A 25,327-nucleotide genomic window follows, 5' to 3' on the forward strand; every position below is an offset into this window, starting at 1 on the left:
ATGCGGCCCAGGGTGCCGGAGCAGGTGCCGGGACGGCGGCTGGAATGTCTGGCGGTCCGGGGGCCGGGAGTGCCGGGCTGCCGCTGCTGCTGCGGGCCGGGCGCGCCGGTGGGGCGGACGGGCATGCCAATCCGAACAACGGCAGCATCCTGCTTCTGCTGTCGCTGTTCCTGCTGCTTCTGGTCTTCTTCATCGTGCTGAACGCCCATTCGGTGCAGACGGTGCAGAAGGTCAAGGCGGTCGCCGCCTCGCTGGAGCGAACCTTCCCCAGCTTCGTCATTGATCCCCGCCTGCGCGACGGAGCCGAACCGGTGGCCTCGCGCGCAGGGACCGTCTTCGCCGTGCAGCGGCTGGAGGATGTCGGAACCCTGTTCGCCACCGCGGTTGCGGTATCGAAGGTGGAGGTCGTCGCCCCCGGCCAACTGCTGGAAGTGCGTCTGGCCGCCGACGACCTCTTCCTTCCCGGCAGCATGACCTTGCGGGCGGATCGCCAGGGGCTGATCGACCGCATCGCAGATGCGCTGCGCCAGTCGCGGCAGGGCGAGCGGGTGGAACTGGACGCGCTGCTCGGCATCGGCCCGACGGGAACGCCCAGCCAGCCGCCGGGGCCGGTCGCCCGCGCCGGCGTGTTGGCCCGCGCGCTGGTCGAGGACGGCGCGCCGGCCCGCAACGTCACCGTCGGGATCGAACGCGGCGAGCCCGGCGGGGTCCGGCTGCTGTTCTCGCTGCGCTGGGACGAGGATGGTCCGGTGCGGCCGGTGGTGAAGGCGGCACCGGCGAAAGCGCCCGCGGCGAAGACGGCGCCGGCAAGGACGACACCGGCGAGCGGGGAGGTGCGCAAATGATCCGCGTCCCCGGAATGTCCAACAGGGCAGGGGCGGCGGCATCGGACGACCGCGGCGGCCATCGCAAGACGTTGTGGCTGATCAGTTTCACCGATCTGATCTCCTTGATGCTCGCCTTCTTCGTGCTGATGTATTCGATGAGCGAGCCGGAGGCGGAGCGTTGGACCCGTCTGGCGAAGGGCGTGTCGGAGGCGATCCCCGCCGCGCGGTCGACCGCCAGCACACCGTCCGATCGCCCGACCGATCCCGGAGCCGCCTTCAACGCCATGGCGGTCGAAGCCAGGGCGGCCATCGACCTGCATTATCTGGCGGCATTGCTGGGAAGCCAGCTGCGGTCGAATGCGGAACTGGCGGTGGTCGATGTGCGGCGCGAGGATGACCGGGTCGTCATCCGGCTGCCCGGCGAGCGGATGTTCGACCCCACCGGCGCCATCTTCACCGAGGAGGGGCGGCGGGTGCTGTTCCTTCTGGGCGCCGTCATCGGCCGCATCGGCAACCGCATCGAGCTGGTCGGCCATGCCGAACACGAGGATGCGACCGGCGGCGTCGCCTGGGAACGGGCGCTGACCCGTGCGGTCGCGGTGTCTGCGGCTTTGCGTGAAACCGGTTATCGCCGCGATCTGGTGGCGCGGGCGGTGATGATGCCGGTGGGTCGGGTGGGAAGCGCCGGCGGCGTGGCGGCGGTTGGTGAACTGGCCGGCGGCGGGCGCCTGCCTGTCGACATCGTGGTGCGAGAGGAAGGAGCGGATTGAGGTGACGGACCGGTCGGCCCATCGAAGGAAGCGTTGGCTGCGCGGCTGTGCCGCCGCGGTGGCGCTGCTTGCCGTGCCGGTCCTGTTGTCGCCCATGGCTGCGGACGCCGCCTCGGTACCGGTGCGCGGTGGTTCCCACAAGGATTTCGGCCGGCTGGTCTTCGACTGGCCGGGCAAGGTCGATTTCACCGCAGCGGTCGAGGGCGACCGGCTGGTCATCAGCTTCACCGAGACGATCGACGCCCCGTTGGACCGGCTGGTTCGGGCGCTGCCCGACTATCTGGCCGCGGGGAGGGTGGAGGCCGATGGCAAGACCGTCTCCTTCGACCTGAAGCGTCCGGTCGCGCTGAAGAGCTTCCGCAACGGCAACGCCGTCGCCATCGACCTGTCGCCCGCCCCGGCGGGGGGGCCGCCGCAGCAGGCGGCCGCCAAGAGCGAGAGTGCGACGCCCGCGCCTGTTCCCGCGCCCGCGAAGGCGGAGGCTGTGAAGCCGGTGCCGTCGGCCGGACGGTTGCGTGTAAAGGGAGCGGACCAGCCCGACCAGAGCCGCCTGACCTTCGATTGGCCGACGCCGGTCGGCTACAAGGTGAGCCGCGACGGTGCGGCAGTGACGGTCGCCTTCGACAAGGGCGGCACCGCCGACCTGTCGGGCCTGCCGAAGACGCCCCTGCGCAACATCCGGAACATCGAATCCTACCGCCAGCCCGACGGATCGCTGGCGGTGACGCTTGCCGTGCCGCAGGACGCCGAGGTGAACGACAGCGCGTCCGGCAAGTCGATGGTGCTGTCCGTCGGGAATCCCGGCTCCCGCGCCGGCCTACCCAAGAGCGAGGGTGCGTCTTCCCAAAGCGCTCCGGCCGGAAACCAGGGGACCAGCCAGCCGGCACCGGTGAAGGACGCCGTGAAGGAAGGTGGCAAGGACGCGCCCACGGTGGCATCGGCGACCTCTGGCCGCTCGGCCGCCTCCACATCTGCCACCCCTCCTGCCACCACCGCCGCGCCGCCGGCCGACGCCAAGACCGCGCCCGCAGCGCCTGCTGATGCGAAGGCACAACCGGCGGCCGGTCCGAAGGGGCCGATGCTGACCTTCGATACGGGCGGGCCGGCCTCCATCGCGGTCTATCCGCGGGCGGGCCAGCTGTATATCGTCTTCGACCGGCCGATGCCGATCGGCGCCGGCAAGCTCAGCGGAGCGGGGTCGGAACTGATGGGCGCGGTGGAGCCGGTACCGGCGACCGGCGGCAGCGTCTTCCGCACCAAGATCGGCCCAATGGTGTGGCCGACGGTGGAGCGGCAGGGCACCACATGGCGCATCCTGTCCTCCGCCCGCCCCGCCAACATGGGCAGTGCCGGTGACCTGCGGGTGGAGCCCGATCCCGATTTCCTGCTCGGCGCCCGGCTGCTGGTGCGGGCGCCCGATGCGGCCAATGTGGTGCAGTTCGCCGACCCCGATGTCGGCGACCGTATCCAGGTGGTTCCACTGCCCAGTCCCGGGCAAGGCGTGCCCGAACCCCACCGCTACCCGGATCTGGAAGTGATGGCCTCCTACCAGGGCGTGGTGGTGCGGCCGATCTCCGACAATGTGACGGTGCGGACGATCAAGGAAGGGGTGGAACTGACCACAGCCGGCGGCCTGCACATCTCGCCGGCCGCCGATGCCGGCAATCCGGCAGTCGCACCGCCTCCCTCTGCCCCGCCGCCTGCCGCGCCGCAGGCGGCTCCGCAGCCGGTTCCGGCACAGCTGGCCGCGGCGCCAGTTCCGGTTCCGCCGCCCCCCGGCGGCGCGTCGGCGGCTATGGAGCCGCCCAAGGCGCAGCCCGCCCAGATGCAGGGGCGCCGGCTGTTCAACCTGCCGGCCTGGAAGCGTGGCGACCTCGACCATTTCACCGAGGCGCGGCAGGACCTTCAGCTTGCCGTCGTCAACGCGCCGGATTCGGAGCGGGCCAAGGCGCAACTCGACCTCGCGCGCTTCTATTTCGCCAATGGCTTCGGACAGGAAACGCTCGGCCTGCTGGACGTGCTGCAACAGAACCAGCCCGATCTGGAAGGCTGGCCGGAGTTCCGGGCGCTGCGGGGTGCCGCGCGCGTGTTGACCGGCGATCTGGATGGCGGCGAGACCGACCTGTCGATCCCCGCGCTGGCCGGCAATCCGGAAGCCAACCTCTGGCGCGCCGCCATCGCCGCCGACCGCCGCGACTGGCCCAAGGCGATGGCCGGCTTCAAGGCATCCGGCCAGATCCTGAACAGCTATCCCGATCCGATGCTTGGCAAGCTCGGCCTGCGGGCGGCGGAGGCGGCGCTGGAGACGCGCGACACCGCCACCGCCAAGCGGCTGTTCGACCGCGTGATCGAGCATGGCGGCCCGGACCAGGAGGAGAACCCGCAGACCCAGTATCTGCGCGGCCTGCTTTATGCCCAGACCGGCGAGATCGATCAGGCGCGCCAGCAGCTGACCGCCGCCTACAACAGCTATGACCGGCTCTACCGCGCCAAGGCCGGGCTGGCGCTGACCAATCTGGAACTGTCGGAAGGCAAGATGTCGCCGACCGCGGCGGCGGAGCAGCTCGCCGGTCTGACCTTCACCTGGCGCGGCGACGATCTGGAAATGCAGATCCGCTCGCGCATGGGCGAAGTGCTGATCGCCGGTGGCGAATATGCCAAGGGTTTCAACACGATGAAGGAAACGGCGGCCCTGGTCGCCGATACCCCGCGGGCCGAGGCGATCACCAAGGAGATGTCGCGCATCTTCGCCGACCTGTACAAGGACGGGGCGCAGCGACTGCCGACGCTGGACGCCATGCAGCTCTATGACCAGTTCCGTGAACTGACCCCGGTGGGCGAGGCCGGCGACGAGATCATCAGGCAGTTGGCTGAACGGCTGATTTCCATCGACCTGCTGAACCGCGCTGCCGACCTGCTGCAGCATCAGGTGGAATATCGTCTGTCCGGTTTGGACAAGGCGCGGGTCGGAACGCGCTTGGCCTCCGTCCGGCTGCTCGACAACAAGCCGGAAGAGGCGCTGAAGGCGCTGGAGCTGTCGAATGTCGCCGGTTTGCCGGCCGATCTGGCGGCGGAACGCCGGCTGATGCAGGCCAAGGCGCTGGCCGAATTGAACCGCGGCGACGAGGCTATGCAGCTTCTTGCCCAGGACGACAGCACCAACGCCAACCTGCTGCGCGTCGACATCGCCTGGAAGGGGCAGAAGTGGGATGCGGCGGCGCTGGCGCTTAACAAGGTGATCGGGCCACCGCCAGGACCGGGCAAGCCGTTCGATCCCAACATGTCGCAACTTGTGCTGAACCGGGCCGTCGCGCTGGCATTGGCTGGGGACGGCAATGGGCTGAACCTGCTTAAGAAGGATTTTGAAGGGTCGATGAAGGGCGGGCCGAACGAGGATGCGTTCCGCATTCTGACCCGCCCCGAACAGGCGATGGGCCTGATCGACGTCGGCACGATCCGCTCCCGCGTCGCGGAAGTGGATATGTTCAAAAAGTTTTTGAAGCAGTATCGTGGCGGCAAGCAACCCACCGACAAGCCGACATCATAAGGCGGCGGGATGCCAGGCAGAGGAGTGCGGCATCCTGCCGCCCGCCTGCCGTAACTTGCCTGGGTCCATTATTTCGGCAGCAGAACCTTGTCGATGACGTGCACGACGCCGTTCGACTGCTGGACGTCGGCGATGGTCACACGGGCGGTGTTGCCGGAGGCATCGGCGACCATCACGGCATCGCCGGACTGTGTGAAGGTCAGCGGCATGCCTTCCACCGTCTTCAGCATCGCCTTGCCGTTGCCCTTCTTGATGTCCGCCACGATGTCCTTGGCGTCCAGCTTTCCGGGAATGACGTGATAGGTCAGTACCTTGGTCAGCTGGCCCTTGTTCTCCGGCTTCAGCAGGGTGTCGACGGTGCCGGCGGGCAGGGCGGCAAAGGCCTCATTGGTCGGGGCGAAGACGGTGAAGGGGCCCTTGCCGCTCAGCGTGTCGACCAACCCGGCGGCCTTCACGGCTGCGACGAGCGTGGTGTGGTCCTTCGACTGGGACGCGTTCTCGACGATGGTCTTGCTGGGGTACATCGGCGCCCCCCCGACCATTTTCTCCATGGCGGCATTGGCGCAACCGGCAAAAAGAAGGGTGGCGATCGCCACGGTGGCAACCTTCTTCATAGCATTCCCTCTTGTCGGTGAAGGTCCGCTTTCCGCGGACACATCACCGTTACGGAGGAGCCATTCGCTCGGATCACCGCCGTTTCTATGCGGCACAGCGATTTTTACCCGCGTGAAAGAGGTAATACTTTGGTGGTGCCGTGAGGCGCTTCCCAAAGTTTCCTACAGCTGTACCTGTGTGCCGAGCTCCACCACGCGGTTTGGCGGCAGCTTGAAGAAATCGGTGGCGCTGACCGATGTGCGCGACATCACGACGAACAACTTTTCCCGCCACAGCGCCATCTGGGAGTTCATCTGCGGGATCAGCGTCTCGCGGCCCAGGAAGAAGGAGGTCGCCATCACATCGAATTCCAGGCCGAAGGCCTTGCACAGGCGCAGCGCCTTGGGGATGTTCGGCTCCTGCGAGAAGCCGTAGCGCACGGTGATGCGGTAGAAGCCGTCGGCCAGCCCCTCCACCAGCACGCGGTCCTTTGCCGGGACGCGTGGCACATCGTCCACCACCACGGTGACAAAGACGACGCGCTCATGCAGGACCTGATTGTGCTTCAGATTGTGCAGAAGGGCGATCGGCACGGTGTTGGAACTGGAGGTCATGAAGACCGCGGTTCCCTTCACGCGATGGATCTCGCCCTTTTTTGCCTGCCGCTGGATGAAGGCGTCGAGCGGCAGCGATTCCTCGGCCAGCCGCTTGGTGAGCACGGCCCGGCCGCGGCGCCAGGTGGACATCAGGCCCAGCGTGACGCAGGCGATCACCAGCGGCACCCAGCCGCCATGGGGGATCTTCACCGCATTGGCGGCGAAGAAGGAAATCTCCACAGTCAGGAAGGACGCGCCGATGGCGACGCAGAGCGGCAGGCTCCAGTTCCAGCGGCGGCGGGCGACCACCATGAACAGGGTGGTGGTGATGATCATGTCGCCGGTCACTGCGATGCCATAGGCGGCGGCGAGACGGCTGGACGATTGGAACACCAGAACGAGGCCGAGCACCGCGGCCAGCAGGCCCCAGTTGGCGCGGGGGATGTAGATCTGCCCCTCCTCCTCGCTGGAGGTGTGGCGGATGTCGAGGCGCGGGCAGAGACCGAGCTGCACCGCCTGTCGGGTCAGCGAAAAGACGCCGGAGATCACCGCCTGGCTGGCGATGACGGCGGCGGCCGTGGACAGGCCGATCAGCGGATAGAGCGCCCAATCCGGAGCCAGCAGGTAGAAGGGGCTGCGCACCGCCGTCGGGTCGTTCAGCAGAAGCGCGCATTGGCCCAGGTAATTCAGCAGCAGTGCCGGCAACACCACGGCCAGCCAAGCCACCTGGATGGGGCGGCGGCCGAAATGGCCCATGTCGGCATAGAGCGCCTCGCCACCGGTCACCGCAAGCACCACCGCGCCCAGAACCAGGAAACCGGCGACGCCATGGTTCGCGAAGAAGGAAATGGCATAGAACGGGTTGAAGGCGACCAGCACGCTCGGCTGCTGGATCACTTCCAGCAGCCCCAGGACGCCGAGCGTGGTGAACCAGGCCAGCATGATCGGACCGAACAGTGCGCCGACGCGCGAGGTGCCGTGGCTCTGGATGGCGAACAGGGCGATCACGATGGCGACGGTCAACGGCACCACCGCCGATTCCAGCGCCGGTTCCGCCACGCCCAGGCCTTCGACCGCCGACAGCACCGACATCGCCGGGGTGATCATGCCGTCGCCGTAGAACAGTGCCGCGCCGAACAGGCCCAGCGCCGTCAGCACGGTCAGCCGGCCCGATGCGTCGGGCCGCGTCTTCGATGCCAGCGCCAGCAGGGAGAGGATGCCGCCCTCGCCCTTGTTGTCTGCCCGCATGACGAAGCCCACATATTTGACGGTGACGACCATCACCAGCGACCAGAACACGAGGGACATGATGCCCAGCACGTTGTCATGGGTCAGCGGCAGCCCATGTTCGCCGCCGAAGCATTCGCGCAGCGTGTAGAGGGGGCTGGTGCCGATGTCGCCAAAGACGACGCCCAGGGCGCCGAGGGTCAGCGTCGCGAGCTTGCCGGTATCGGGCTGCGCGGCCTTCAAAGCGGTATCAGTCATGCAGTGATTGCGGTCCGAAGTTGGTCCGTCGTGCGAAACGCGCCGTTCGATGTTGCCCGTTGGGCCGCGATGTCCCGGGCTGCTCATCCCGTCGACGCGCATCGCCTTTCCTCATACGCGCTTACGGCGCCCAACGCCAGCGTGGGCTTTCGCCCCTTCCCGCCAGCCCGGGGGATGCGACGAAGTGCGCAGGTCTTTTCCCGCCCGGCGTGTGGCCTTCAGAGCGTTCCGAAGCTGCGGGCCAGCGACCCGGCGATCAGATACCAGCCGTCGACCAGCACGAAGAAGATGATCTTGAACGGGATGGCCACCATGGTCGGCGGCAGCATCATCATGCCCATCGACATCAGGATCGACGACACCACCATGTCGATGATCAAGAAGGGCAGGAACAGCAGGAAGCCGATCTCGAACCCCCGCTTGATCTCCGAGATCATGAAGGCCGGGACCAGCACGTGCAGCGGCATGTCGTTGGCTTCCGGCACCGACTGGATGCGTGCCATGTCCATGAACAGGCGCAGATCCTTCTCGGCGGTGTGGTGCAGCATGAAATCACGCAGCGGTGCCACCGTGCGACGGAACGCCTCCATCTCGTCGATTTCCTGATTCATCAACGGCTGGATGCCCTGGGTATAGCTGCGCTCGAACACCGGGGCCATGACGAAGAAGGTCAGGAACAGCGCCAGCGACATCATCACCGTGGTCGGCGGCACCTGCTGCACGCCCAGCGCGTTGCGCAGGAAGGACAGCACGATGACGATGCGGGTGAAGGCGGTCATCATGATCAGGATCGACGGCGCCAGCGACAGCACCGTGATCAGTCCGATGGTCTGGACGATGCGGCCGGTGGCGGTGCCGCCGGCATCGCCCAGGTCGAAGGTCAGGCTCTGCGCCAGCGCCGGTCCGGCGCTGAGGCCCAATGCCAGGCCGACGGCGAGCGCCAGTGCCAAGCCGGCGGCGGCCGGCTTCCAGCAGGATTCGAGACGGCGGAGGATTGCCCGCGTCATCGCGCCTCGCTCCCCAGGGCGCCGGTCTCGGCGGGGCCGGCGTCCGTTCCGGCGAGTGCGCTGTCGAACCCGCCGGCCGGGGCGCTGTCGACCAGCAGGTCCCCGTTGGCCCCCAGCAGGATCAGATGCTCGCGATCGTCGCGGCGCACCAGGATCAGCCGGCGCTTGGCGTCGATCGGCAGGGTCTCCACCACGCTCAACCGGCGCTGGCGGGTGCGTCCGCGCACCGTGCCGCCGGCCATGCCGGCCCGGCGCATCACCCAGGCGACGACCATGATGAGCGCCACGACGAAGACGAGCGCCATCAGGAAGCGGATATACTGGTCGAGATCCATGGGGACGGCAGGCTTTCTCTGATTAATGCGTATCGTCCGGCAGGGCCGGAGCGCCCGGACCGGCTGTGCGGCCATAGGCGGCGGCCGCGCGTTGGCGGGCGGTGTGCGGATCGTCGCGGCCGGCCAGCGCGGCGGCGACGGCCTCCTCCCGCCGGCTTTGCTGGTCGGTCAGCGCGGCGGCCAGCGGCCCCAGTGCCGCCACCAGATCGCCGAGCGGGCCGAGCAGCGTGCGTGCCTCTCCCCGCGGCAGCGCTTCCGCGGCGAGGCAGAGATGGGCGACGCGATCCTCCAGCCCGGCGAGGTCGATCAGGACGCCAGCCTCCGCCTGCGCCCGGGCATCGTCGAGCGTGGCGCCCAATGCCGCCGCCTGTGCGGCGATCCGGGGGGCCGAGTCGGCGCCGTCGGTTGTCTGGGGAGGGGGTGTCTGGGGCGGGGATGGCGGACGTGTCATGGCTTGTCCTCCTCCGGAAAGTCCTCGGATCGCGGCTCCGGTGGCAAGGTGCCGTTGGCGCGGTAGACATGGGCCAGGATCTCCGCCACCGCGGCGATGGCCTCGACGGGGATATCGCTGTCGACCTCGATGGCGGACAGGATTTCGACCAGATCAGCGTCTTCGCGCACCTTGACGCCGTTGGCGAAGGCGACCTCGAGGATCTGTTCCGCCACCGTGCCCCTGCCGGTGGCGACGATCCTCGGCAGAGTCTCCGTACCCAATGCGTATTTCAGCGCAACCGCGACCGGCCGCCGGGCTGCAGGCTTCCTCTTGCCGGCGGACGGGCCGGCAGTCGGCGGAACGGGAGGGCGGGCTTGCGCGGACAACAGACGGCCTTGTCGAAGGGGTCCTTCCTGCGCCGCATCCTGGACCGGTAGGCTTAACGAACTGTAAAGGCGGCGGCGCCTGCCCACTTGCGTCGGAAGGGATTCATCCTTCGTTAACGCAAACGGGCGACCATTGCGGAGTGTGGAATGCCCGCATGGTGCGGCGTTGAGCGTGATCGCGGACAAGGGCGGCGGGATCAGGGCTATGGACCTCGGAAATCTCGGACTCTTCAAGCTGATGTCGCGCAAGATGGACTGGCTGACCCAACGCCAGGAAGTCCTGTCGCAGAACATCGCCAATGCCGATACGCCGGAATACAAGAGCCGTGACCTGAAGCCATTCAGCTTCCGCGATGCGCTGAGCGACAGCCGGAGGCTGACCCCGGTGGCGACCAACGCATCCCATCTGGCCGGCACCCGCGGTGCCGGCGGCATGGCTCAGGAGCAGAAGGTGCGCGATCCGTACGAGACGGCGCCTGACGGCAACAATGTCGTGCTGGAAGACCAGATGATGCGGATGAGCCAGAGTTCGATGGATTACCAGACCATCACCAACCTGTATAAAAAGCAGGTGGCGATGATCAAGTCGGCGATCCGTTCAGGCAGCTGAGCGGCTTCGAGGTGCCGGCTCGCGATCGGCGGTTTTTCGAGCCCGCGGGCTTTTGAGGAGGCGGTGCGATGGATCTCTACAAGTCGATGGCGGTTTCCGCCTCGGGCATGAAGGCGCAGGGTACGCGCCTGAAGGTCATTTCGGAGAATCTGGCCAACGCCAACACCACCGCCGAGACGCCGGGCGATCTGCCCTATCGCCGCAAGACGGTGATCTTCAAGAACGAGCTTGACCGGGCGATGGACGTCGACAAGGTCCGCGTCGCCAAGGTCGATGTGGACAAGAGCGACTTCCAGCGCCGCTACGACCCGTCCCACCCGTCGGCTGACGCCGAGGGCTATGTCCTGCTGCCCAACGTCAATTCGGTGGTCGAGGCGATGGACATGCGCGAGGCCCAGCGCAGCTATGAAGCCAACCTGTCGGCGATCGACACGGCGCGGCAGATGCTGACCCGCACCATCGACATCCTGCGCGCCTGACGCCCGCACCTCCCATCGCCATCCGCCCTCCTGACGCACCGGAAACGCCGCCATGATCAATCCGCTGAACGCCGCCGCGGCCTACGCCACCACCGCCGCCAAGACGACCGGCCCCGGCATGGCCGCCCGCGACGGTGCATCCTTCGGCGACGTGCTGGAACAGGCGGCCAAGGAGAGCATCGGCACCCTGAAGAAGAGCGAGGACATGTCGGCTCTGGCCGCCGTCGGCAAGGCTGATCTGAACGACGTCGTCCAGGCGGTGACCAACGCCGAGGTGACCTTGCAGACTGTGACCGCCGTGCGCGACAAGGTGCTGAACGCTTATCAGGAAATCCTGCGCATGCCGATGTGACGGCGTTCGCCCGCGTCCTCACGTCGTCATGCACCGTCTGCGATCATGAACGAGACCGAAGTCATCGAGCTTTGCCGCACCTCGATCGTCACATTGGTGATCGTCTGCGGGCCGATCCTGGTCATCATGATGGTGCTCGGCACCGTCATCTCCATCTTCCAGGCGGTCACCCAGATCAGTGAGCAGACGCTCGCCATGGTGCCGAAGGTGCTGCTGGTCTTCGGCCTCAGCATTTTGCTGATGCCCTTCATGCTGGGCAAGCTGACCGAGTTCTTCGAGCATGAGGTCGCCGACCGCATCGTCGCCATCGGCGTCGGCGCCACCGACAATGGCGGCGCCCCCTTCACGCCCGGTACCGGCATAACGCCTGCTCCGGCCCCGACCGCCGCCGCGGCGGGCCAATGAACGTCCTGCAACAGTTTCTGGGCGAACAGATCTTCGTCTGGATGTTGGTGTTCATGCGGGTGGGCACCGCCTTCAGTGTGATGCCGACCATCGGCGACGCCTTCGTGCCTACCCGCACGCGTTTGCTGTTTGCGCTGGCGGTCAGTACGCTGGTGGCGCCAACCATCCGGCCGATGCTGCCGCCGATGCCGGGCAACCCGTTCCAACTGCTGGTTCTGGCCGCCAGCGAGATGACCATCGGCATCTTCATGGGCACCATCGCCCGGTTGCTGATGGGGGCGCTGGAAGTCGCCGGCACCATCATCAGCCTTCAGAGCGGGCTGGCCAACGCGCAGATCTTCAACCCGGCTCTGGCGACGTCGGGGTCTTTGCCTGGTTCGCTGATGGGCTGGCTGGGGCTGCTGCTGCTGTTCGTCACCGACCTGCATCATCTGCTGATCATGGCGGTCGTCGACAGCTATTCAACCTTCACGCCCGGAGCGGCGATCCCGATCGACGACATGGCGAATGTGGTCGGGCAGCTGGTGTCGAAGACCTTCATGATGGGGGTGCAGATGTCCGCCCCCTTCCTGATCACCGGCATCCTGTTCGCGCTGGCGCTCGGGCTGCTGAACAAGCTGGCGCCGCAGGTGCAGGTGTTCCAGCTGTTCACCTCGGTCCAGGTGCTGCTGGGGCTGTTCATGTTCGCGCTGACGCTGGGGGCGATGATGCTGTTCTGGCTGTCGCGCTTCGAATCCACCTTCATCGAATTCCTGAAGCCGCTGTAGAGGGAGGGCGCCGGTGTCGGAAGATGCGGACGAATCCTCCAAAACAGAGGACCCGACATCCAAGAAGCTCGACGAGGCCCACAAGCAGGGCCAGTTCGCGATGACCCGCGAGGCCGCGAACTGGTTGATGGTCGCGGCGATGCTGGTGGTTCTGGTCTCCATCCTGCCCGGCACGATGAAGGGGTTGGTTTTCCGCCTGAACTACTATTTCGAGAATCTCGACCGCCTCACCTTCGACCGGGCCGGGGTCGGTGCCCTGCTGTTCCGGGTGATGAGCGACGTCATGTGGGCGCTGTGGCTGCCCATCCTGCTGTTCGTGGTGGCCGGCGTGCTGTCGACCATCGGGCAGACGGGATTCCACGTCTCCTGGGAACTGATCTCGCCCAAGTTCAGCAAGCTGAACCCGCTGCCGGGCCTGATGAACATGTTCAAGGCCAACCAGGGCGTGGAACTGCTGAAGAGCATCGTCAAGCTGGCGGTGGTCGGTGGCGTGGCCTATATGGCGCTGGTGCCGATGTTCGGCGGGATCGAGGCCTATATCGGCATCGACATCGTCGCCATGCTGTTGCAGATGGACGGGCTGGCCCACCGGCTGCTGGTCTGGGTTCTGGTTGTCCTCACCTTCATCGCTGCCGGCGACTTCCTCTGGCAGAAGCAGCAGTTCGACAAGAAGATGAAGATGACCAAGCAGGAGGTGAAGGACGAGCACAAGCAGCAGGAAGGCGACCCGGTGGTCAAGGGCCGCATCCGCCAGATCCGGTTCGAGCGCGCGCGCAAGCGCATGATGGCTGCGGTGCCGAACGCAGACGTGGTGGTCACCAACCCGACCCACTTCGCCGTCGCGCTGAAATACGATCCCAGCCAGATGGGAGCGCCGATGGTGCTGGCGAAGGGCGTCGATCAGGTGGCCTTCAAGATCCGCGAGATCGCCGAATCGAACAATGTACCGGTCATAGAAAATCCGCCCCTTGCCCGTGCGCTCTATGCCGCTTGCGATATCGACGAGGAAGTTCCATCCGAGCATTATCGGGCGGTCGCCGAAGTCATCACCTATGTCTTCAAGCTGAAAGGGCGGTCGCTGCGCAACTGATCCGGGGATAGCTGATCCGGGTGCAACTGATCCGGCCTCGCGACGGTTGACGGAACCGGGTGGGGCGACCGACGATCGCGGGCGGCGCGATGGGCAGTCCGGCCCGGGGCATCTTCCGGCGGGACCGTGTGGGGTTTGGAGTATTGGTGGACGACACAACTTCCCTTTCCGATACCGCGCGCAATGCAGTGAACCGCCGGGCTTCGTCCGGTGGGGTGTCGATGCTGGTCCAATATGCGCTGGCGCCCGCCGGGCTTCTGGTGCTGGCCGCCGGATTGCTGGTGGACCGTGACTCGGTCGTCTGGCTGGGGGCGGCGCTCGTGGCCGCGGGCGTGGTCTTGCTGATCGCCCGCAGTGTTTCGGTGGTGCGGCGGTCGGCGCGCATCGGTGCTCTTCTCGGTGGGGCGCTGGAAGGGATGCCGGCCGGCCAACTGGTCTGCGATGGGGCCGACGAGGTGGTGTTCGTCAATGCGGCCTTCCGCGAGCTGGCGGGGTGGCGCCGTGGCGAACGGCCGCTCGATGCACTGGCCCGTCAGTTTTCCGGCGACCCCGACAGCGCGCGAGAGTTCCGCCGTCTGCGCGAGCGGGTGAGGGCCGGGGCAGCCGCCTCGGCCGAGCTGGCGATCCCGGCGTTGGATCACAATCCGCCGGAATGGCGCAAGGTGCAGGGCCAGCCGGTGGCCGGCTTTCCCGGCTCCGTCCATTGGCGGATCGAGGATATCACCGCTCGGCGCGAGCTTGAGCATGTGATGCTGCGCGAGCAGGCCAAGCTTGCCGACTTCATGGAACATGCGCCGGTCGGCTTCTTCTCGGTCGACCAGAGCGGCCAATTCCTCTTCGTGAACGCCACGCTGGCCCAATGGCTGGACGCCGCGCCCGGCGACCTGACGGATGGCGAGGCGCGGTTGCACGGCATTCTGGCGGCACCGCCGCTCTCAGCCGCTCCCTATGACCTGTTCGACCATGGCGGCGGCGAGCAGCGCGGCGAGCTGACCATGGTCGGGCTGCGGGGCCGGCGGTTCCAGGTCGCGGTGGCTCAGAGTGTGGTGCATGCCGACGACGGCACCATCCACACCCGCTCGGTGGTGCGTGACCTGTCGCCCGAACGGGAGTGGCAGGAGGCGCTGCGCCTGTCCGAGCAGCGCTTCCAGCGCTTCTTCGAGGATGCGCCGATCGGCATCGCGCTGGTTGACGAGACCGGGCAGCTGACCGAATGCAACGAGGCCTTCCTGACGCTGATCGGCAGCGAGGCGGGCAGCGTCATCAACCGTCCGATGGCCGACCTGATCGTCCCGGCGGAGCGCGATGCGGTGATCGCCCGGCTGAAATCGGTGCAGGGCGGCGACGATCCGGCACACCCGCTTGAGGTGCGTCTGTCCGGCGGGCGGGAGTTGACCGCCCAGCTCTATGCCCGGCGCCTCGCCAATCCTGTGCGCACCGACGGCAGAGGGGACGGGACGCGCGGGGAGGGGGTCGGCCTGATCCTGCACTTCATCGACATGACCGAGCGCAAGAGCCTTGAGGCCCAGTTCGCCCAGTCACAGAAGATGCAGGCGGTCGGCCAGCTGGCCGGCGGCGTGGCGCACGACTTCAACAATCTGCTGACGGCGATGATCGGCTTCTGCGACCTGCTGCTGCTGCGGCACAAGCCGGGCGACCAGTCCTTCAGCGACATCATGCAGATCAAGCAGAACGCCAACCGCGCCGCCAATCTGGTGCGGCAACTGCTGGCCTTCTCGCGCCAACAGACCTTGCAGCCGCGCGTCATCAATGTGACCGACGTGCTGGCGGAACTGGCGAACCTGCTGCGCCGGCTGATCGGCGAGAACATCGAACTGAAGATGATCCACGGCCGTGACCTGGGGCTGGTCAAGGTCGACCAGAACCAGTTGGAACAGGTTATCATCAATCTGGTTGTCAATGCCCGCGACGCCATGGCCGGCGGCGGCAAGCTGACCATCAACACCACCAATCACGTCGTCAGCCAGCCGGAGCGACGGGAGCATGAGACGGTGCCGTCCGGCAGCTATGTCTCGATCGAGGTGATCGACACCGGCTGCGGCATCGCGCGCGAGAATCTCCAGCGCATCTTCGAGCCTTTCTATACGACCAAGGAGGTCGGGTCGGGCACCGGTCTCGGCCTGTCGACGGTGTACGGCATCGTGCGGCAGACCGGCGGCTTCGTGCTGGTCGATTCGGCGGTGGGGGAGGGGACGACCTTCACCATCCTGCTGCCGCACCACCAGGGGGAACTGCGTCCGGTCGACACGGCGGAGCCGCGCGAGCGGCGCGGCAGCGACCTGACCGGCAGCGGTACCATCCTGCTGGTGGAGGACGAGGACGCCGTGCGCGTCTTCTCCGCCCGCGCTCTGCGCAACAAGGGCTATCAAGTGCTGGAGGCCAAGAACGGCGAGGCGGCTTTGCAGCAGATCGAGACCAACGGTGCCTCGATCGACCTGCTGATCACCGACGTGGTGATGCCGCAGATGGACGGTCCGACCCTGGCCCGCCATGTCCGCAAGCTACGTCCGGAGATGCGGGTGATCTTCATTTCCGGCTATGCGGAGGATCGGCTGGGCGAGATCGATGGCGTCGAAGTCGCCCATTTCCTGCCCAAGCCCTTCTCGCTGAAACAGCTGGCGTCCAAGGTGAAGGAGGTCATCCGCGATGGGCGGTGAGAGGCAGAGCCGCCTGCAAAAGCATGCCTGGATATACCCCTTAAAATGGGAACGCACAGGCAACATCATCCCTTGCAAACAAGAACGAAGAGAGTACATTTAGCCTCGTTGCAAGAGCGCCGACCGTGTGTTCTAAGAGAGGGGTACCGGGCATGTCGTCCGCACAGCTTCGTTTGGTCGAGAAGGATTCCATGGACAAGCAGAAGGCGCTCGATGCCGCCCTGAGCCAGATCGAACGCGCGTTCGGCAAGGGCTCGATCATGAAGCTCGGCGCCAAGGAGAACTTGGTCGAGACGGAGGTTATTTCCACCGGCTCTCTTGGTCTCGACATCGCGCTGGGCATCGGCGGCCTGCCGAAGGGCCGCATCATCGAAATCTACGGGCCGGAAAGCTCGGGCAAGACCACGCTGGCGCTGCACGCCATCGCCCAAGCCCAGAAGGGCGGCGGCACCTGCGCCTTCGTCGATGCGGAGCACGCGCTCGACCCGTCCTATGCCCGCAAGCTGGGCGTCAACATCGATGAGCTGCTGATCTCACAGCCGGATGCCGGCGAACAGGCGTTGGAGATCGCCGATACGCTGGTGCGTTCCGGCGCCATCGACGTGCTGGTGGTCGACTCGGTCGCAGCCCTGGTGCCGCGTGCCGAACTGGAAGGCGAGATGGGCGACAGCCATGTCGGCCTGCATGCCCGCCTGATGAGCCAGGCGCTGCGCAAGCTGACCGGCTCGATCTCCAAGTCGAACTGCCTGGTGATCTTCATCAACCAGATCCGCCTGAAGATCGGCGTGATGTTCGGCAACCCGGAGACGACGACCGGCGGCAACGCGCTGAAGTTCTACGCGTCCGTCCGCCTCGACATCCGCCGCATCGGTTCGATCAAGGACCGCGAGACCGTCGTGGGCAACCAGACCCGCGTCAAGGTGGTGAAGAACAAGATGGCCCCGCCCTTCCGCGTGGTCGAGTTCGACATCATGTATGGCGAAGGCGTGTCGAAGGTGGGCGAACTGCTCGATCTCGGCATCCAGGCGGGCGTCGTGGACAAGTCGGGCGCGTGGTTCAGCTATGACGGCACCCGCATCGGCCAGGGCCGTGAGAACGCCAAGAACTACCTGCGCAACAACCCCGAGGTCGCCGACGCGATCGAGGCCAAGATCCGTGGAAACGCCGGTCTGGTCGCCGACGCGATGATGGGCACCCCGGAAGCCGACGGCGAGGCATCTACGCCGGAGTAAGGCCTTCGATATTTTTCGAGCCCGCCGCCTGTCAGGGTGGCGGGCTTTTTTTATGCGAGATCCAAAAGCAAATAGGAGCTCTAAAGGAGAAGCCATGATCAATCTGATTGCGGAATCTGCGACGCTGCCTCAGGCGTGGCGGTCGCGGGTCGTTGGCAAGATTGCTGGCGCCAATCTGAAAGTCATCCGCATGGATGAGGCCGGTATTCCATCGGAAAGCCATGCCGATTTCGACGAAGCGCTTTTTGTTCTGGAAGGCAGCATGACGCTCGACGTCGAAGGCGAACTGATCAGCATGGCGGCCGGTGACTTTTTCGTCGTCCCGGCGGGTAAAAGTCACAGGGTTCTGGAAGGAAGCCGAGGCGTCCTGTTCCTGATCGACGCAGAATAGGGGCGATGCGACATGAGCCCCGATCGAAATCCGTGAGAACCGGCTCCATCACACGTCCAACACCATATGCGGTCTGAACGCGCCCTCCAGCGTCAGCAGAAGATGGAGATAGACCGCCACCTTGCGGGCACTATCGCTGTTGCGGGACAGGCAGTCGCGCAGCTGTTCGGCCAGCCTCACGGTCTCCGGATCCTGTTCCGGTGCCGTTGAGGTCGCTGCCTTGACGATGTGTTCCGGATCGACCGGCAGCTGTGCCGTCGGGGCCTTCAGCAGCGCTTCGGCCAGTGCCTCCTCGTCATGTTGGATCTGAGAGGGAGCGGCTGGCGGCGGCGGGGCTTGCCGTGTCAGGTGGCTGCGGAGATTGTCCTTCAGCCGGGTCCGCTGATGATCGTCCAGCCCGTCGAGCTGATCGACCTCGTCGAACAGCAGATCGTAAAGCCGGCGGCGCTGGGGGTTGGGCGGGCTCCGGCCTCGCCGCTCCTGCTCGCGGTCCTGCTGTTCCTTGCGCGGATTGCGGCGGTGGTTGCGGTCGGTGGCGCTGCCGGCCCGCTCGACGCCCGCGGTGGTGCGGACGCTGAACTCCGGCGGGCCGATGCCGCGCCCGGATGTGAGATTGCCGGACATGAGCCGCCTCCCGGGACCGGTTACCCCTGGAGCCCAAGTCTGGCAGAGCCGGCGCTTTCGTCAATGCGAAAGCGCCGGTCATGCTTTTGTCAGTCGCCAGCCCCGGCGCCGACGGCGTCGTCGGTGGCTTCCGGCTTGCTCTTGCCGAAGCCGATGGTGGGGAAGACGTTGATCAGCGCGGTGATGAAGGCGGCCAGATAAGGCAGCGACTGAACCACCAGCAGGCCCGACCACATGAAGGCGTCGCGGTTCTCATGGCCGAAGACCATGACGATCGCCAGCGCAGCTCCCCACAGCGAGACCAGCAGCACCAGTTCCTCGCGCGCCATCAGGAAGGCCTGCATCAGCGCCGGCTGGTTCTCGCACTTCGGCGTGCGGACGAAGGGCCGGCCGGAGGTGAAGATGCCGAGCCACATGGCGCGGCCGACCGTGTGGGTCAGCGCCATGCCGGCCACCGCCGCCCCGACCTTGTCCCAGAAGCCGCACTTCACCCGCGCCTCGTAGAGCCAGAGCGAGGCGCCGACCTTGAAGGCGAAGACGCTGAGCGTCGGGATCATGAAGACGTTGGGCGGGAACTCGAAATATTTCGGGAAGGCCATCAGGCCGATCGACCACAGGATGCCGGCGATGCCGAACACCATGTGGGCGGCGTCGGCGAACCAGGGCAGCCAGCCGGTGATGAAGTGATATTTCTGGCCGGCGGTCAGCTCCTTGGCACCAGGCGACAGCTGGCGCCAATGGTGCTTCAGGATCTGCACGGCGCCATAGGCCCAGCGGAAGCGTTGCGTCTTGTAAGCGGAGAAGCTGTCGGGAACGAGGCCCTTGCCGTAGCTTTCCGGCATATAGACCGCCTCATAGCCATGCTCGAACAGGCGCAGGCCGAGGTCGGCGTCCTCGGTGATGCACCATTCGCCCCAGCGGCCGACCTTTTCCAGGGCCGACTTGCGGATGATGGTCATGGTGCCGTGCTGGATGATCGCGTTGCGCTCGTTGCGCTGGATCATGCCGATGTGGAAGAAGCCGGCATATTCCCAGTTGGTCATGCGCTGGAACAGGTCGTGTTCCCACTCGCGATAGTCCTGCGGCGACTGGACGAAGCCGACCTCCGGCCGGTTGAAGTGCGGGATGGTCGCCTTCAGCCAGTCGGGATGGACCTGATAGTCGCTGTCGATGACGGCGATGTGTTCGGCGTCGGGCGCTGTCTGCGCCAGACCGAAATTCAGCGCACCCGCCTTGAAGCCCGGCCAGTTGTCGAGGTGGAAGAAGCGGAACTTCGGCCCCAGCTTTTTGCAGTATTCCTCGATCGGGCGCCAGACAGCCGGATCCTTGGTGTTGTTGTCGAGCAGCAGGACTTCGTAATTCGGGTAGTCGAGTTTGGCCAGCGCGTCCAGCGTCTGCATGACCATGTGCGGCGGCTCGTTGTAGCAGGGCACATGGATCGACACCTTCGCGGCATTGGGCAGCGGGGCGGCAGAGCAGGGGATGAACTTGCGCTTGAACTTGTGCTGCCAGACGACCTCGGTCAGTTCCATGCCGTCGATCAGCATCACCGCGAACAGCACCAGCTGGCAGAAGATCAGCAGGCCCCAGGCGATTTCGGTGGTCAGCGCGAGGCCGGCGGCCGAGGCGGCGCTGACGGTGAAGACCAGGACGGAGGCGACAGCCTGGATCAGCGCGCCGTAGAAGATCTGGCCGCCGATCTTCAGGTCGCTGCGGCGCCACAGGAAGAACACCAGCGGCAGGAAACCCAGCGCGATGGCAGTGGCGCACTTGATCTCCCAGTTGCGGATCTCGTGCACCCCGCCGATCATAGGAAATTTGGGGTTGCGCTGATAGTCCCACAGGCCCCAGCTGGTGCCGGCAGTGCCTTCGATCTCCCGTTTCCAGGGCTGGTCGAAGGCCTCCATGATGAAATAGTCGAGCTTGTTCTGGGCGGCGACGTTCAGGAAATTGCGGATGAACTTGGCCTGATTGACCTGGCTGGCCTCGGCGCCACGGCGCCACGGGCCATCGGCCGGCCAGCCGATCTCGCCGATCAGGATGTGCTTGTTCGGATACTTCTGCTTCAGCTCGTTGTAGCGGAACATGGCGTAGTCGACCGATTGGTCGACCGGCACGCCTTCCCAATAGGGCAGCAGGTGGACGGCGAGGAAATCGACCGCCTCGACCAGTTCCGGATGCTTCAGCCAGACGTGCCACGGCTCCGCGATGGAGACCGGGACGTTGACCTTCTTCTTCACCCGCTTGATGTAGTCGATGGCCTGCGGAACGGTCAGATCGGCGCGCAGAATCGCCTCGTTGCCGACCAGCACGCGGCGGACGTTGCTGTTGGCGCGGGCGAGCTTGATCAGGCCGGCCAGTTCGGGCTCGTCGATCTCCGGCTTGCCCGTGGTCCAGGCGCCGGCTGTGACCGGCAGGCCATGCTTGCCGGCGATGGCCGCGACCATTTCGGAGCCGTCGGTGGTCGAGTAGGTGCGGACGGCCTTTACCGCGCCCTCCAGCGCGTCCATGTCCTTCTCGATATCGTCGGCGGACGCCTTGTCCCCCTTCGACGGGCTCTTGTCCGAGTGGAAGGGGGTATAGGCGACGCCGGTGATGGCGCCGGCCCAGGACCGCTCGTCCACCGGACGGTTCCACAGCGCCCAGAAGGCGATGTTGCCGAGGATCACCAGGATCAGAACCGCAAAGGCCGATTTGCGCATGTGGGTCGTTCTCGCTCGCCGCACCAGAAAACATGGATACGGCCCGTGGAGATGGCGCAAGGGGACCGTTGCCGCCCCGACCATGTCCTCGGACCGAACTCTACAATCGTCCAACGAAAGCCGCTGCGCCGTATGGCCGGCGCGCATGGCCTTCTATACAAGCTTCGCGGTTGCCCCGCCACTGCCGGCTACAACAGAGCAGCCCCCGGATTATTCCTGGATGATGCTTCCGGTCAGTGCCAGAGAGGAGTGAAGCATGTTTTCCCTTAACGAACGGCTACAGGCCGACACCTATCACGTGACCGATCTGGCGCTCTGCCGGGTTTTGCTGATGAACAACCGGCTTTGGCCGTGGCTGATCCTGGTGCCGATGCGCGAGGGGGGCGTGGAGATCCATCGGCTGGAGGAGGTCGATCAATTGATGCTCATGCGCGAGATCGCACAGGCATCCCGCGTGGTGGAGCGGCTGTTCGCGCCGGACAAGATGAATGTCGGGGCGCTGGGCAACATGGTGCCGCAGCTGCACATCCATGTGATCGGGCGGACGCGAGGCGATCCGGCATGGCCGGGCCCGGTTTGGGGTTCCGGCCATGCCGAGCCGTACGAGCCGGAAGCGGCGGCGGCCCTTGTGCAACGGCTGGCCGACGCCCTGCACGCGGAGGAATGACCGCCGGCCCGGTCGCGAGGCACGGGCCGGCGGGTGGCAGACGTTACAGGGTCTTCAGATATTCCACCAGATCCCAGCGCTCCTGCTCGGACAGGCCGCGTCCGATGATGCCGCTGCCGGCGACACCGGAGCCGACGAACTGGTGCCCGACATTGGTGTTGCCGGGGATGGAGGTGTCGAGGGTGAAGGTCCCGTCGGCGCAGTCGGTCTTGTAGCCGACCTTGACCGGATCGAAGCTGCGCAGGCCAAGGCAGAAGGTCTTCGGCCGCTCCGCGATCGGCGACAGCAGGTCGTAGAGGCTGGGCACCGAGCCGTTGTGCAGGTAGGGGGCAGCGGCCCAGATCCCATCCAGCGGACGGGCCTTGTAACCGGCCTCCGCCTGCAGGCAGTTGGGACGGAAGCCATTCATCTCCTGCCGCTTGGCGGGCGGAACCTTGTTCTCGTCATAGGCGGTATCGACCGTCTTCTGGACGACATAGCCGAGCGCCGCGGCGAAAGTGGTCCGGGTGACCGGCTCGCCCGGCTTGCCGTTGCACAGGCTGGACGGATCGACCTTCAGGAAGGTGGGAAGCTGGACCGTCCGGGTCTGCAGGATGTTGGCCTGGGCGGGATCGGTGCCGACATTGATCGGCGTGAGCTTCAGGTAGCTCTGCTTGGCCGCGTTCGGCTTGGTCCAGTATTTCGCGTCCCAGAAGGCCGGGGTGTTGACCGGCGGAAGATGGCATCCCTGGCACATCTCGCGGTACAGCCCCTCGCCGCGCGCCCGCTTGGCCTCGTCGACAGTGCCGAGCACCGCCTGCGGCCATTTCGGGGCGGTCAGGCCCTGGAAGCCGATCACGCCGCCGTCCGGCCTGCGGATGAACGGGTTCAGACCGGCCAGCAGTTCCTCCATCCTGTGGAGGTTGTCGATCGGCACGGAGGACGCATAGAGCTTGCGGTCCGGGTTGGACAGGTTCACCCGCGCGGCCACGCCCATCGCCTCGCCGGCGTTGCGCACCATCGGCTGCATGATCGAGGCGTCGTACTGAACCCAGTCGAACCAGGATGCGTTCCAGATGTGCGGGTATTTCACCGGTGCGGTGATGGCCGCCACGTTGGTGAAGGGGTCGAACTCCACCTTGCCGTTCAGCAGGTCGTTGGTGAAGACGGCGTTGCCGATGCGGGTCAGGGCATCCAGCCGGTTGAACCCCTCGACGACCGCCGGATTGCCGTTCTGCGCCGCGCCGCGCTTGGCCAGGGTTTCCAGGGTGGTCAGCGTCTGATCGAACTGCTCGCGCAGGGCGGCGGTCTGTTCGGCCGTGCGGTCGGGGCCGAGCACGCGGTCGGCGAAGCGGTCGAACCGCCCCGGCAGGATCTTGGTGTAGGCCAGGGAATAGCCCAGCGCGGCGGTCAGCGCGTCCAGATTGGTCACGGCCGGCGCGCCGTCGATTCGCAGGCTGACGCCGTTATACTCGATATGTCCGGTGTGGCAGGCGGCGCAGGTCAGGCCGATCTGGTCGGGCAGCGGCTTGCCGGTCGTCGGGTCGATGTAGCCCTTGGTGCGGGCGAAGCCCACCGGCAGCCCGTCCGGGTTGACCTCCTCCTCCGACTGGTTGTAGGTGGCCAGCACGGCCTTGGCCGATCCGGGCTCCGCGCCATAGCCGTAATCCCGCGCCGTCCCGCCGCCCAGCCGCTTCGGGCTGGGGATGAAGCCGAATCGCTGCATGTAGGATTCGTCGGCCAGCATCTTGGGTTCGCCGAAAACCTGGATCTCCGGTTGCTCCAGCGCCATGAACCAGGAATAGGGGACCGGGAAGGTCGATGTGCCCTGGCTGGCATGGTGGTACCAATAGCGTTCGCCGGGCTTCCAGTTCTGGTCGAGCCAGACGGCCTCCTTGATGGGGGCTGTCGTTGGCAATGATGGCGCACAGGCGCCGAGCAGGGTCAGCGGCAGCAGGCCGGCTGCCGCCAGGATCGACAGGCGAGACGCTTTCATGGGGAAACCTCTGCGCGCGGGGGTTGATGTTCGATGCCCCTACTGTCGCTGGGATAAATTGGCTGCGGCAACAGGAAAATTGTATTTCTTTTCGACATGCAATTTTACGAAAAGAAACCGGAGTCTGAGGAGCGGCCGGGAGGTTTTCGTGCCGTAACTGTTCATGTGGTCAGCGAAAATCTGGAGACTTCCGCCATGGCCACCGAAGATCGTTTCCAAGCCCGTACCTCCGACGCCCCCTCCGACGCGGCCCAGCGGATCGAGGACAAGCTGGTCGACCGTACCGGCAAGGCATCCGGAGATCCCGATAAGCCTGTCCAGAAGAAGTGGGAGGAGATGGGCGAGCGCGAAGAGATTGTCGAGCGGAACCAGCGGGAGGGTGGCGGCGCTTAGGAGAAGAAAGCGCCTAACCTTTTCCCCTTAGCGCTTTACCGTGCAGGTCAGCGCCAGAATGTCCGCCGCCTTCTCCAGGTCGTCGGCGCGGACCAGCACATAGTCGGTGTTGTAGGTGGAGATTGCGAAGATCGGCAGATGGGCCTGGGCCAAGGGCACGGCGATTCGGGCCAGGATGCCGAACAGGGAGAAATCGAGGACGCCTTCCACCCGGAAGGCGCGCCAGCCCCGTTCTGCCTTCACGCCGTCGGGCACGCGGTCCTCGCGGCAGAGGATCGACAGTTCCTCCCCGGTGCGGGTGGCGCCGACCAGCGGGTCGGTCCAGTCGAGCCAGTCGGGCAGACCACTGCCCGGCGGCAACTGGGCCACCGCCAGACGATCGGGCAGGATCGTCAGGGTCAGTCCGGTCTGCTCGCGCACCAAGGCGGCGGTCAGTGTCGCCTCGTCCACCTCGAAGGGCTTCAGGATGCGGCGGGCACGCGCGGCCAGCGACGGCACGCCGGAACGCATGGCGCGGCCCAGCATCTCCGCCGAGGTGGCGCGCAGGCCCGCGTCCGATTCGGCGAGATCGACCACGGCCTGCAAGGCGCTGGTCTGGACGATGCGGCTGGGGCTGTTCTCGAACCAGTCGGCCAGCAGGATGGCGGCCTGACGCCGCTGCTCATCGGTCATGGTCAGGCGCGGGATGATCTGGGCGATGTGCCAGCGCACCTCCGCCTGTTCGATGGCGACGGCATCGGTCAGCAGATGTTCGACATGGGCGTCTAGCCAGAGGGGATTGCCGCGCGACACCCGTTCCAGCGCGTCGGCGGCCCGCATGCGCACGCTGGCGTCGCCGTCGAACAGGCATCCGACCAGCTCTGCCAGCTTGCCCCTGTCGGCCGCCACCTCGTCGGCGACGGAGGGGGCGTCGCCCATTGCCCGCCGGTCGCCGATCGCCAGCCGGCGGGCGAGCGGGGCGTTGCGGATCAACTCATCCATT

24 protein-coding genes are annotated in these 25,327 nt (G+C 66.1%); 14 read left to right on the forward strand and 10 right to left on the reverse strand.

The window, feature by feature from the left end:
* Positions 1–44: 44 nt before the first annotated feature.
* Genes E6C72_RS09150 through E6C72_RS09160 form a run of 3 tightly spaced genes read left to right on the forward strand, consistent with a single transcriptional unit; the run spans position 45 to position 5,144 of the window.
* Positions 45–845: a flagellar motor protein MotB gene (locus tag E6C72_RS09150; RefSeq protein ID WP_247875786.1), complete on the forward strand. Its 801-nt coding sequence runs from the start codon at positions 45–47 to the stop codon at positions 843–845.
* Complete coding sequence (locus E6C72_RS09155; RefSeq protein WP_109086556.1) at positions 842–1,597, forward strand: flagellar motor protein MotB; 756 nt, start codon at positions 842–844, stop codon at positions 1,595–1,597. The genes E6C72_RS09150 and E6C72_RS09155 overlap by 4 nt, the downstream gene beginning before the upstream one ends.
* 1 nt (position 1,598) lies before the next feature.
* Entirely contained in the window at positions 1,599–5,144 is a 3,546-nt protein-coding gene (locus tag E6C72_RS09160) for a lipopolysaccharide assembly protein LapB (protein ID WP_109086557.1), read from the forward strand.
* A 68-nt stretch (positions 5,145–5,212) separates the two neighbouring features.
* Here the strand turns inward: E6C72_RS09160 and E6C72_RS09165 are convergent, their stop codons facing one another.
* From E6C72_RS09165 to E6C72_RS09190, 6 genes are all read right to left on the reverse strand, one after another.
* Positions 5,213–5,758, reverse strand: a complete 546-nt coding sequence (locus E6C72_RS09165) for a fasciclin domain-containing protein (protein WP_109047435.1) — start codon at positions 5,756–5,758, stop codon at positions 5,213–5,215.
* A gap of 162 nt (positions 5,759–5,920) precedes the next feature.
* On the reverse strand, positions 5,921–7,819 hold the full coding sequence (locus E6C72_RS09170; RefSeq protein ID WP_109086558.1) for a potassium transporter Kup: 1,899 nt from the start codon (positions 7,817–7,819) through the stop codon (positions 5,921–5,923).
* Between the two features lie 218 nt (positions 7,820–8,037).
* On the reverse strand, positions 8,038–8,826 hold the full coding sequence (fliP, locus tag E6C72_RS09175; protein ID WP_109086559.1) for a flagellar type III secretion system pore protein FliP: 789 nt from the start codon (positions 8,824–8,826) through the stop codon (positions 8,038–8,040).
* Positions 8,823–9,161, reverse strand: coding sequence for a flagellar biosynthetic protein FliO (locus E6C72_RS09180; protein ID WP_109086560.1), 339 nt, complete (start codon positions 9,159–9,161; stop codon positions 8,823–8,825). Before E6C72_RS09180 ends, fliP begins: the two co-directional genes overlap by 4 nt.
* A 22-nt stretch (positions 9,162–9,183) precedes the next feature.
* Complete coding sequence (locus E6C72_RS09185; protein ID WP_136700705.1) at positions 9,184–9,612, reverse strand: hypothetical protein; 429 nt, start codon at positions 9,610–9,612, stop codon at positions 9,184–9,186.
* Positions 9,609–9,875: an EscU/YscU/HrcU family type III secretion system export apparatus switch protein gene (locus tag E6C72_RS09190; RefSeq protein WP_371298425.1), complete on the reverse strand. Its 267-nt coding sequence runs from the start codon at positions 9,873–9,875 to the stop codon at positions 9,609–9,611. The genes E6C72_RS09185 and E6C72_RS09190 overlap by 4 nt, the downstream gene beginning before the upstream one ends.
* A 310-nt stretch (positions 9,876–10,185) precedes the next feature.
* On the opposite strand from E6C72_RS09190, the gene flgB reads away from it, so the two are divergent.
* The 9 genes from flgB to E6C72_RS09235 all read left to right on the forward strand — a co-directional run bounded on the left by flgB (position 10,186) and on the right by E6C72_RS09235 (position 17,984).
* Complete coding sequence (gene flgB, locus E6C72_RS09195; RefSeq protein WP_109086563.1) at positions 10,186–10,590, forward strand: flagellar basal body rod protein FlgB; 405 nt, start codon at positions 10,186–10,188, stop codon at positions 10,588–10,590.
* A 68-nt stretch (positions 10,591–10,658) separates the two neighbouring features.
* Entirely contained in the window at positions 10,659–11,069 is a 411-nt protein-coding gene (gene flgC, locus E6C72_RS09200) for a flagellar basal body rod protein FlgC (RefSeq protein ID WP_109086564.1), read from the forward strand.
* A 52-nt stretch (positions 11,070–11,121) separates the two neighbouring features.
* Positions 11,122–11,421 carry a flagellar hook-basal body complex protein FliE gene (gene fliE / locus E6C72_RS09205; RefSeq protein WP_109086565.1) on the forward strand — a complete coding sequence of 100 codons (300 nt, stop codon included), beginning with the start codon at positions 11,122–11,124 and terminating at the stop codon, positions 11,419–11,421.
* A gap of 45 nt (positions 11,422–11,466) precedes the next feature.
* Positions 11,467–11,826, forward strand: coding sequence for a flagellar biosynthetic protein FliQ (locus tag E6C72_RS09210; RefSeq protein ID WP_109086566.1), 360 nt, complete (start codon positions 11,467–11,469; stop codon positions 11,824–11,826).
* Positions 11,823–12,593, forward strand: a complete 771-nt coding sequence (gene fliR, locus E6C72_RS09215) for a flagellar biosynthetic protein FliR (protein ID WP_109086567.1) — start codon at positions 11,823–11,825, stop codon at positions 12,591–12,593. The genes E6C72_RS09210 and fliR overlap by 4 nt, the downstream gene beginning before the upstream one ends.
* 13 nt (positions 12,594–12,606) lie before the next feature.
* Positions 12,607–13,683 (forward strand): flagellar biosynthesis protein FlhB, encoded by a 1,077-nt coding sequence (gene flhB, locus E6C72_RS09220; RefSeq protein WP_109086568.1) that lies wholly within the window; start codon positions 12,607–12,609, stop codon positions 13,681–13,683.
* Positions 13,684–13,829: 146 nt separating this feature from the next.
* Positions 13,830–16,361 (forward strand): ATP-binding protein, encoded by a 2,532-nt coding sequence (locus E6C72_RS09225; protein ID WP_109086626.1) that lies wholly within the window; start codon positions 13,830–13,832, stop codon positions 16,359–16,361.
* A gap of 152 nt (positions 16,362–16,513) precedes the next feature.
* Positions 16,514–17,593 carry a recombinase RecA gene (recA, locus tag E6C72_RS09230; RefSeq protein ID WP_109086569.1) on the forward strand — a complete coding sequence of 360 codons (1,080 nt, stop codon included), beginning with the start codon at positions 16,514–16,516 and terminating at the stop codon, positions 17,591–17,593.
* A 94-nt stretch (positions 17,594–17,687) separates the two neighbouring features.
* On the forward strand, positions 17,688–17,984 hold the full coding sequence (locus tag E6C72_RS09235) for a cupin domain-containing protein (protein WP_109086570.1): 297 nt from the start codon (positions 17,688–17,690) through the stop codon (positions 17,982–17,984).
* A gap of 48 nt (positions 17,985–18,032) precedes the next feature.
* Here the strand turns inward: E6C72_RS09235 and E6C72_RS09240 are convergent, their stop codons facing one another.
* Positions 18,033–18,608, reverse strand: a complete 576-nt coding sequence (locus E6C72_RS09240) for a hypothetical protein (RefSeq protein WP_109086571.1) — start codon at positions 18,606–18,608, stop codon at positions 18,033–18,035.
* An 89-nt stretch (positions 18,609–18,697) separates the two neighbouring features.
* Positions 18,698–21,310, reverse strand: coding sequence for a glycosyltransferase family 2 protein (locus E6C72_RS09245; protein WP_109086572.1), 2,613 nt, complete (start codon positions 21,308–21,310; stop codon positions 18,698–18,700).
* A gap of 256 nt (positions 21,311–21,566) precedes the next feature.
* Here E6C72_RS09245 and E6C72_RS09250 point away from each other — a divergent pair, with 256 nt between their 5' ends.
* A complete protein-coding gene (locus tag E6C72_RS09250) occupies positions 21,567–21,977 on the forward strand; it encodes an HIT domain-containing protein (protein WP_109086573.1) in 411 nt (136 codons plus the stop codon).
* A 43-nt stretch (positions 21,978–22,020) separates the two neighbouring features.
* Here the strand turns inward: E6C72_RS09250 and E6C72_RS09255 are convergent, their stop codons facing one another.
* The gene (locus tag E6C72_RS09255) at positions 22,021–23,952 is read right to left on the reverse strand and encodes a di-heme-cytochrome C peroxidase (RefSeq protein WP_109086574.1); all 1,932 of its coding nucleotides are present in this window, start codon (positions 23,950–23,952) and stop codon (positions 22,021–22,023) included.
* Positions 23,953–24,147: 195 nt separating this feature from the next.
* Here E6C72_RS09255 and E6C72_RS09260 point away from each other — a divergent pair, with 195 nt between their 5' ends.
* Positions 24,148–24,345, forward strand: a complete 198-nt coding sequence (locus E6C72_RS09260) for a hypothetical protein (protein ID WP_109086627.1) — start codon at positions 24,148–24,150, stop codon at positions 24,343–24,345.
* A gap of 27 nt (positions 24,346–24,372) precedes the next feature.
* On the opposite strand, the gene E6C72_RS09265 is transcribed toward E6C72_RS09260, so the two are convergent.
* Positions 24,373–25,326: an ACT domain-containing protein gene (locus E6C72_RS09265; RefSeq protein WP_109086575.1), complete on the reverse strand. Its 954-nt coding sequence runs from the start codon at positions 25,324–25,326 to the stop codon at positions 24,373–24,375.
* Position 25,327: the final 1 nt, after the last annotated feature.

This window comes from Azospirillum sp. TSH100, from assembly GCF_004923295.1.
GTDB lineage: Bacteria > Pseudomonadota > Alphaproteobacteria > Azospirillales > Azospirillaceae > Azospirillum.

Excerpts from the sequence above, each read along its gene's own strand:
- E6C72_RS09245 (WP_109086572.1), bottom strand. The coding sequence starts at position 21,310 with ATGCGCAAATCGGCCTTTGCGGTTCTGATCCTGGTGATCCTCGGCAAC.
- E6C72_RS09235 (WP_109086570.1), top strand. The coding sequence starts at position 17,688 with ATGATCAATCTGATTGCGGAATCTGCGACGCTGCCTCAGGCGTGGCGG.
- flgB (WP_109086563.1), top strand. The coding sequence starts at position 10,186 with ATGGACCTCGGAAATCTCGGACTCTTCAAGCTGATGTCGCGCAAGATG.
- recA (WP_109086569.1), top strand. The coding sequence starts at position 16,514 with ATGTCGTCCGCACAGCTTCGTTTGGTCGAGAAGGATTCCATGGACAAG.
- fliR (WP_109086567.1), top strand. The coding sequence starts at position 11,823 with ATGAACGTCCTGCAACAGTTTCTGGGCGAACAGATCTTCGTCTGGATG.
- E6C72_RS09255 (WP_109086574.1), bottom strand. The coding sequence starts at position 23,952 with ATGAAAGCGTCTCGCCTGTCGATCCTGGCGGCAGCCGGCCTGCTGCCG.
- flgC (WP_109086564.1), top strand. The coding sequence starts at position 10,659 with ATGGATCTCTACAAGTCGATGGCGGTTTCCGCCTCGGGCATGAAGGCG.
- E6C72_RS09240 (WP_109086571.1), bottom strand. The coding sequence starts at position 18,608 with ATGTCCGGCAATCTCACATCCGGGCGCGGCATCGGCCCGCCGGAGTTC.
- E6C72_RS09265 (WP_109086575.1), bottom strand. The coding sequence starts at position 25,326 with ATGGATGAGTTGATCCGCAACGCCCCGCTCGCCCGCCGGCTGGCGATC.
- fliP (WP_109086559.1), bottom strand. The coding sequence starts at position 8,826 with ATGACGCGGGCAATCCTCCGCCGTCTCGAATCCTGCTGGAAGCCGGCC.
- E6C72_RS09210 (WP_109086566.1), top strand. The coding sequence starts at position 11,467 with ATGAACGAGACCGAAGTCATCGAGCTTTGCCGCACCTCGATCGTCACA.
- E6C72_RS09170 (WP_109086558.1), bottom strand. The coding sequence starts at position 7,819 with ATGACTGATACCGCTTTGAAGGCCGCGCAGCCCGATACCGGCAAGCTC.
- fliE (WP_109086565.1), top strand. The coding sequence starts at position 11,122 with ATGATCAATCCGCTGAACGCCGCCGCGGCCTACGCCACCACCGCCGCC.
- E6C72_RS09155 (WP_109086556.1), top strand. The coding sequence starts at position 842 with ATGATCCGCGTCCCCGGAATGTCCAACAGGGCAGGGGCGGCGGCATCG.
- E6C72_RS09260 (WP_109086627.1), top strand. The coding sequence starts at position 24,148 with ATGGCCACCGAAGATCGTTTCCAAGCCCGTACCTCCGACGCCCCCTCC.
- E6C72_RS09180 (WP_109086560.1), bottom strand. The coding sequence starts at position 9,161 with ATGGATCTCGACCAGTATATCCGCTTCCTGATGGCGCTCGTCTTCGTC.
- E6C72_RS09250 (WP_109086573.1), top strand. The coding sequence starts at position 21,567 with ATGTTTTCCCTTAACGAACGGCTACAGGCCGACACCTATCACGTGACC.
- E6C72_RS09150 (WP_247875786.1), top strand. The coding sequence starts at position 45 with ATGTCTGGCGGTCCGGGGGCCGGGAGTGCCGGGCTGCCGCTGCTGCTG.
- E6C72_RS09165 (WP_109047435.1), bottom strand. The coding sequence starts at position 5,758 with ATGAAGAAGGTTGCCACCGTGGCGATCGCCACCCTTCTTTTTGCCGGT.
- E6C72_RS09185 (WP_136700705.1), bottom strand. The coding sequence starts at position 9,612 with ATGACACGTCCGCCATCCCCGCCCCAGACACCCCCTCCCCAGACAACC.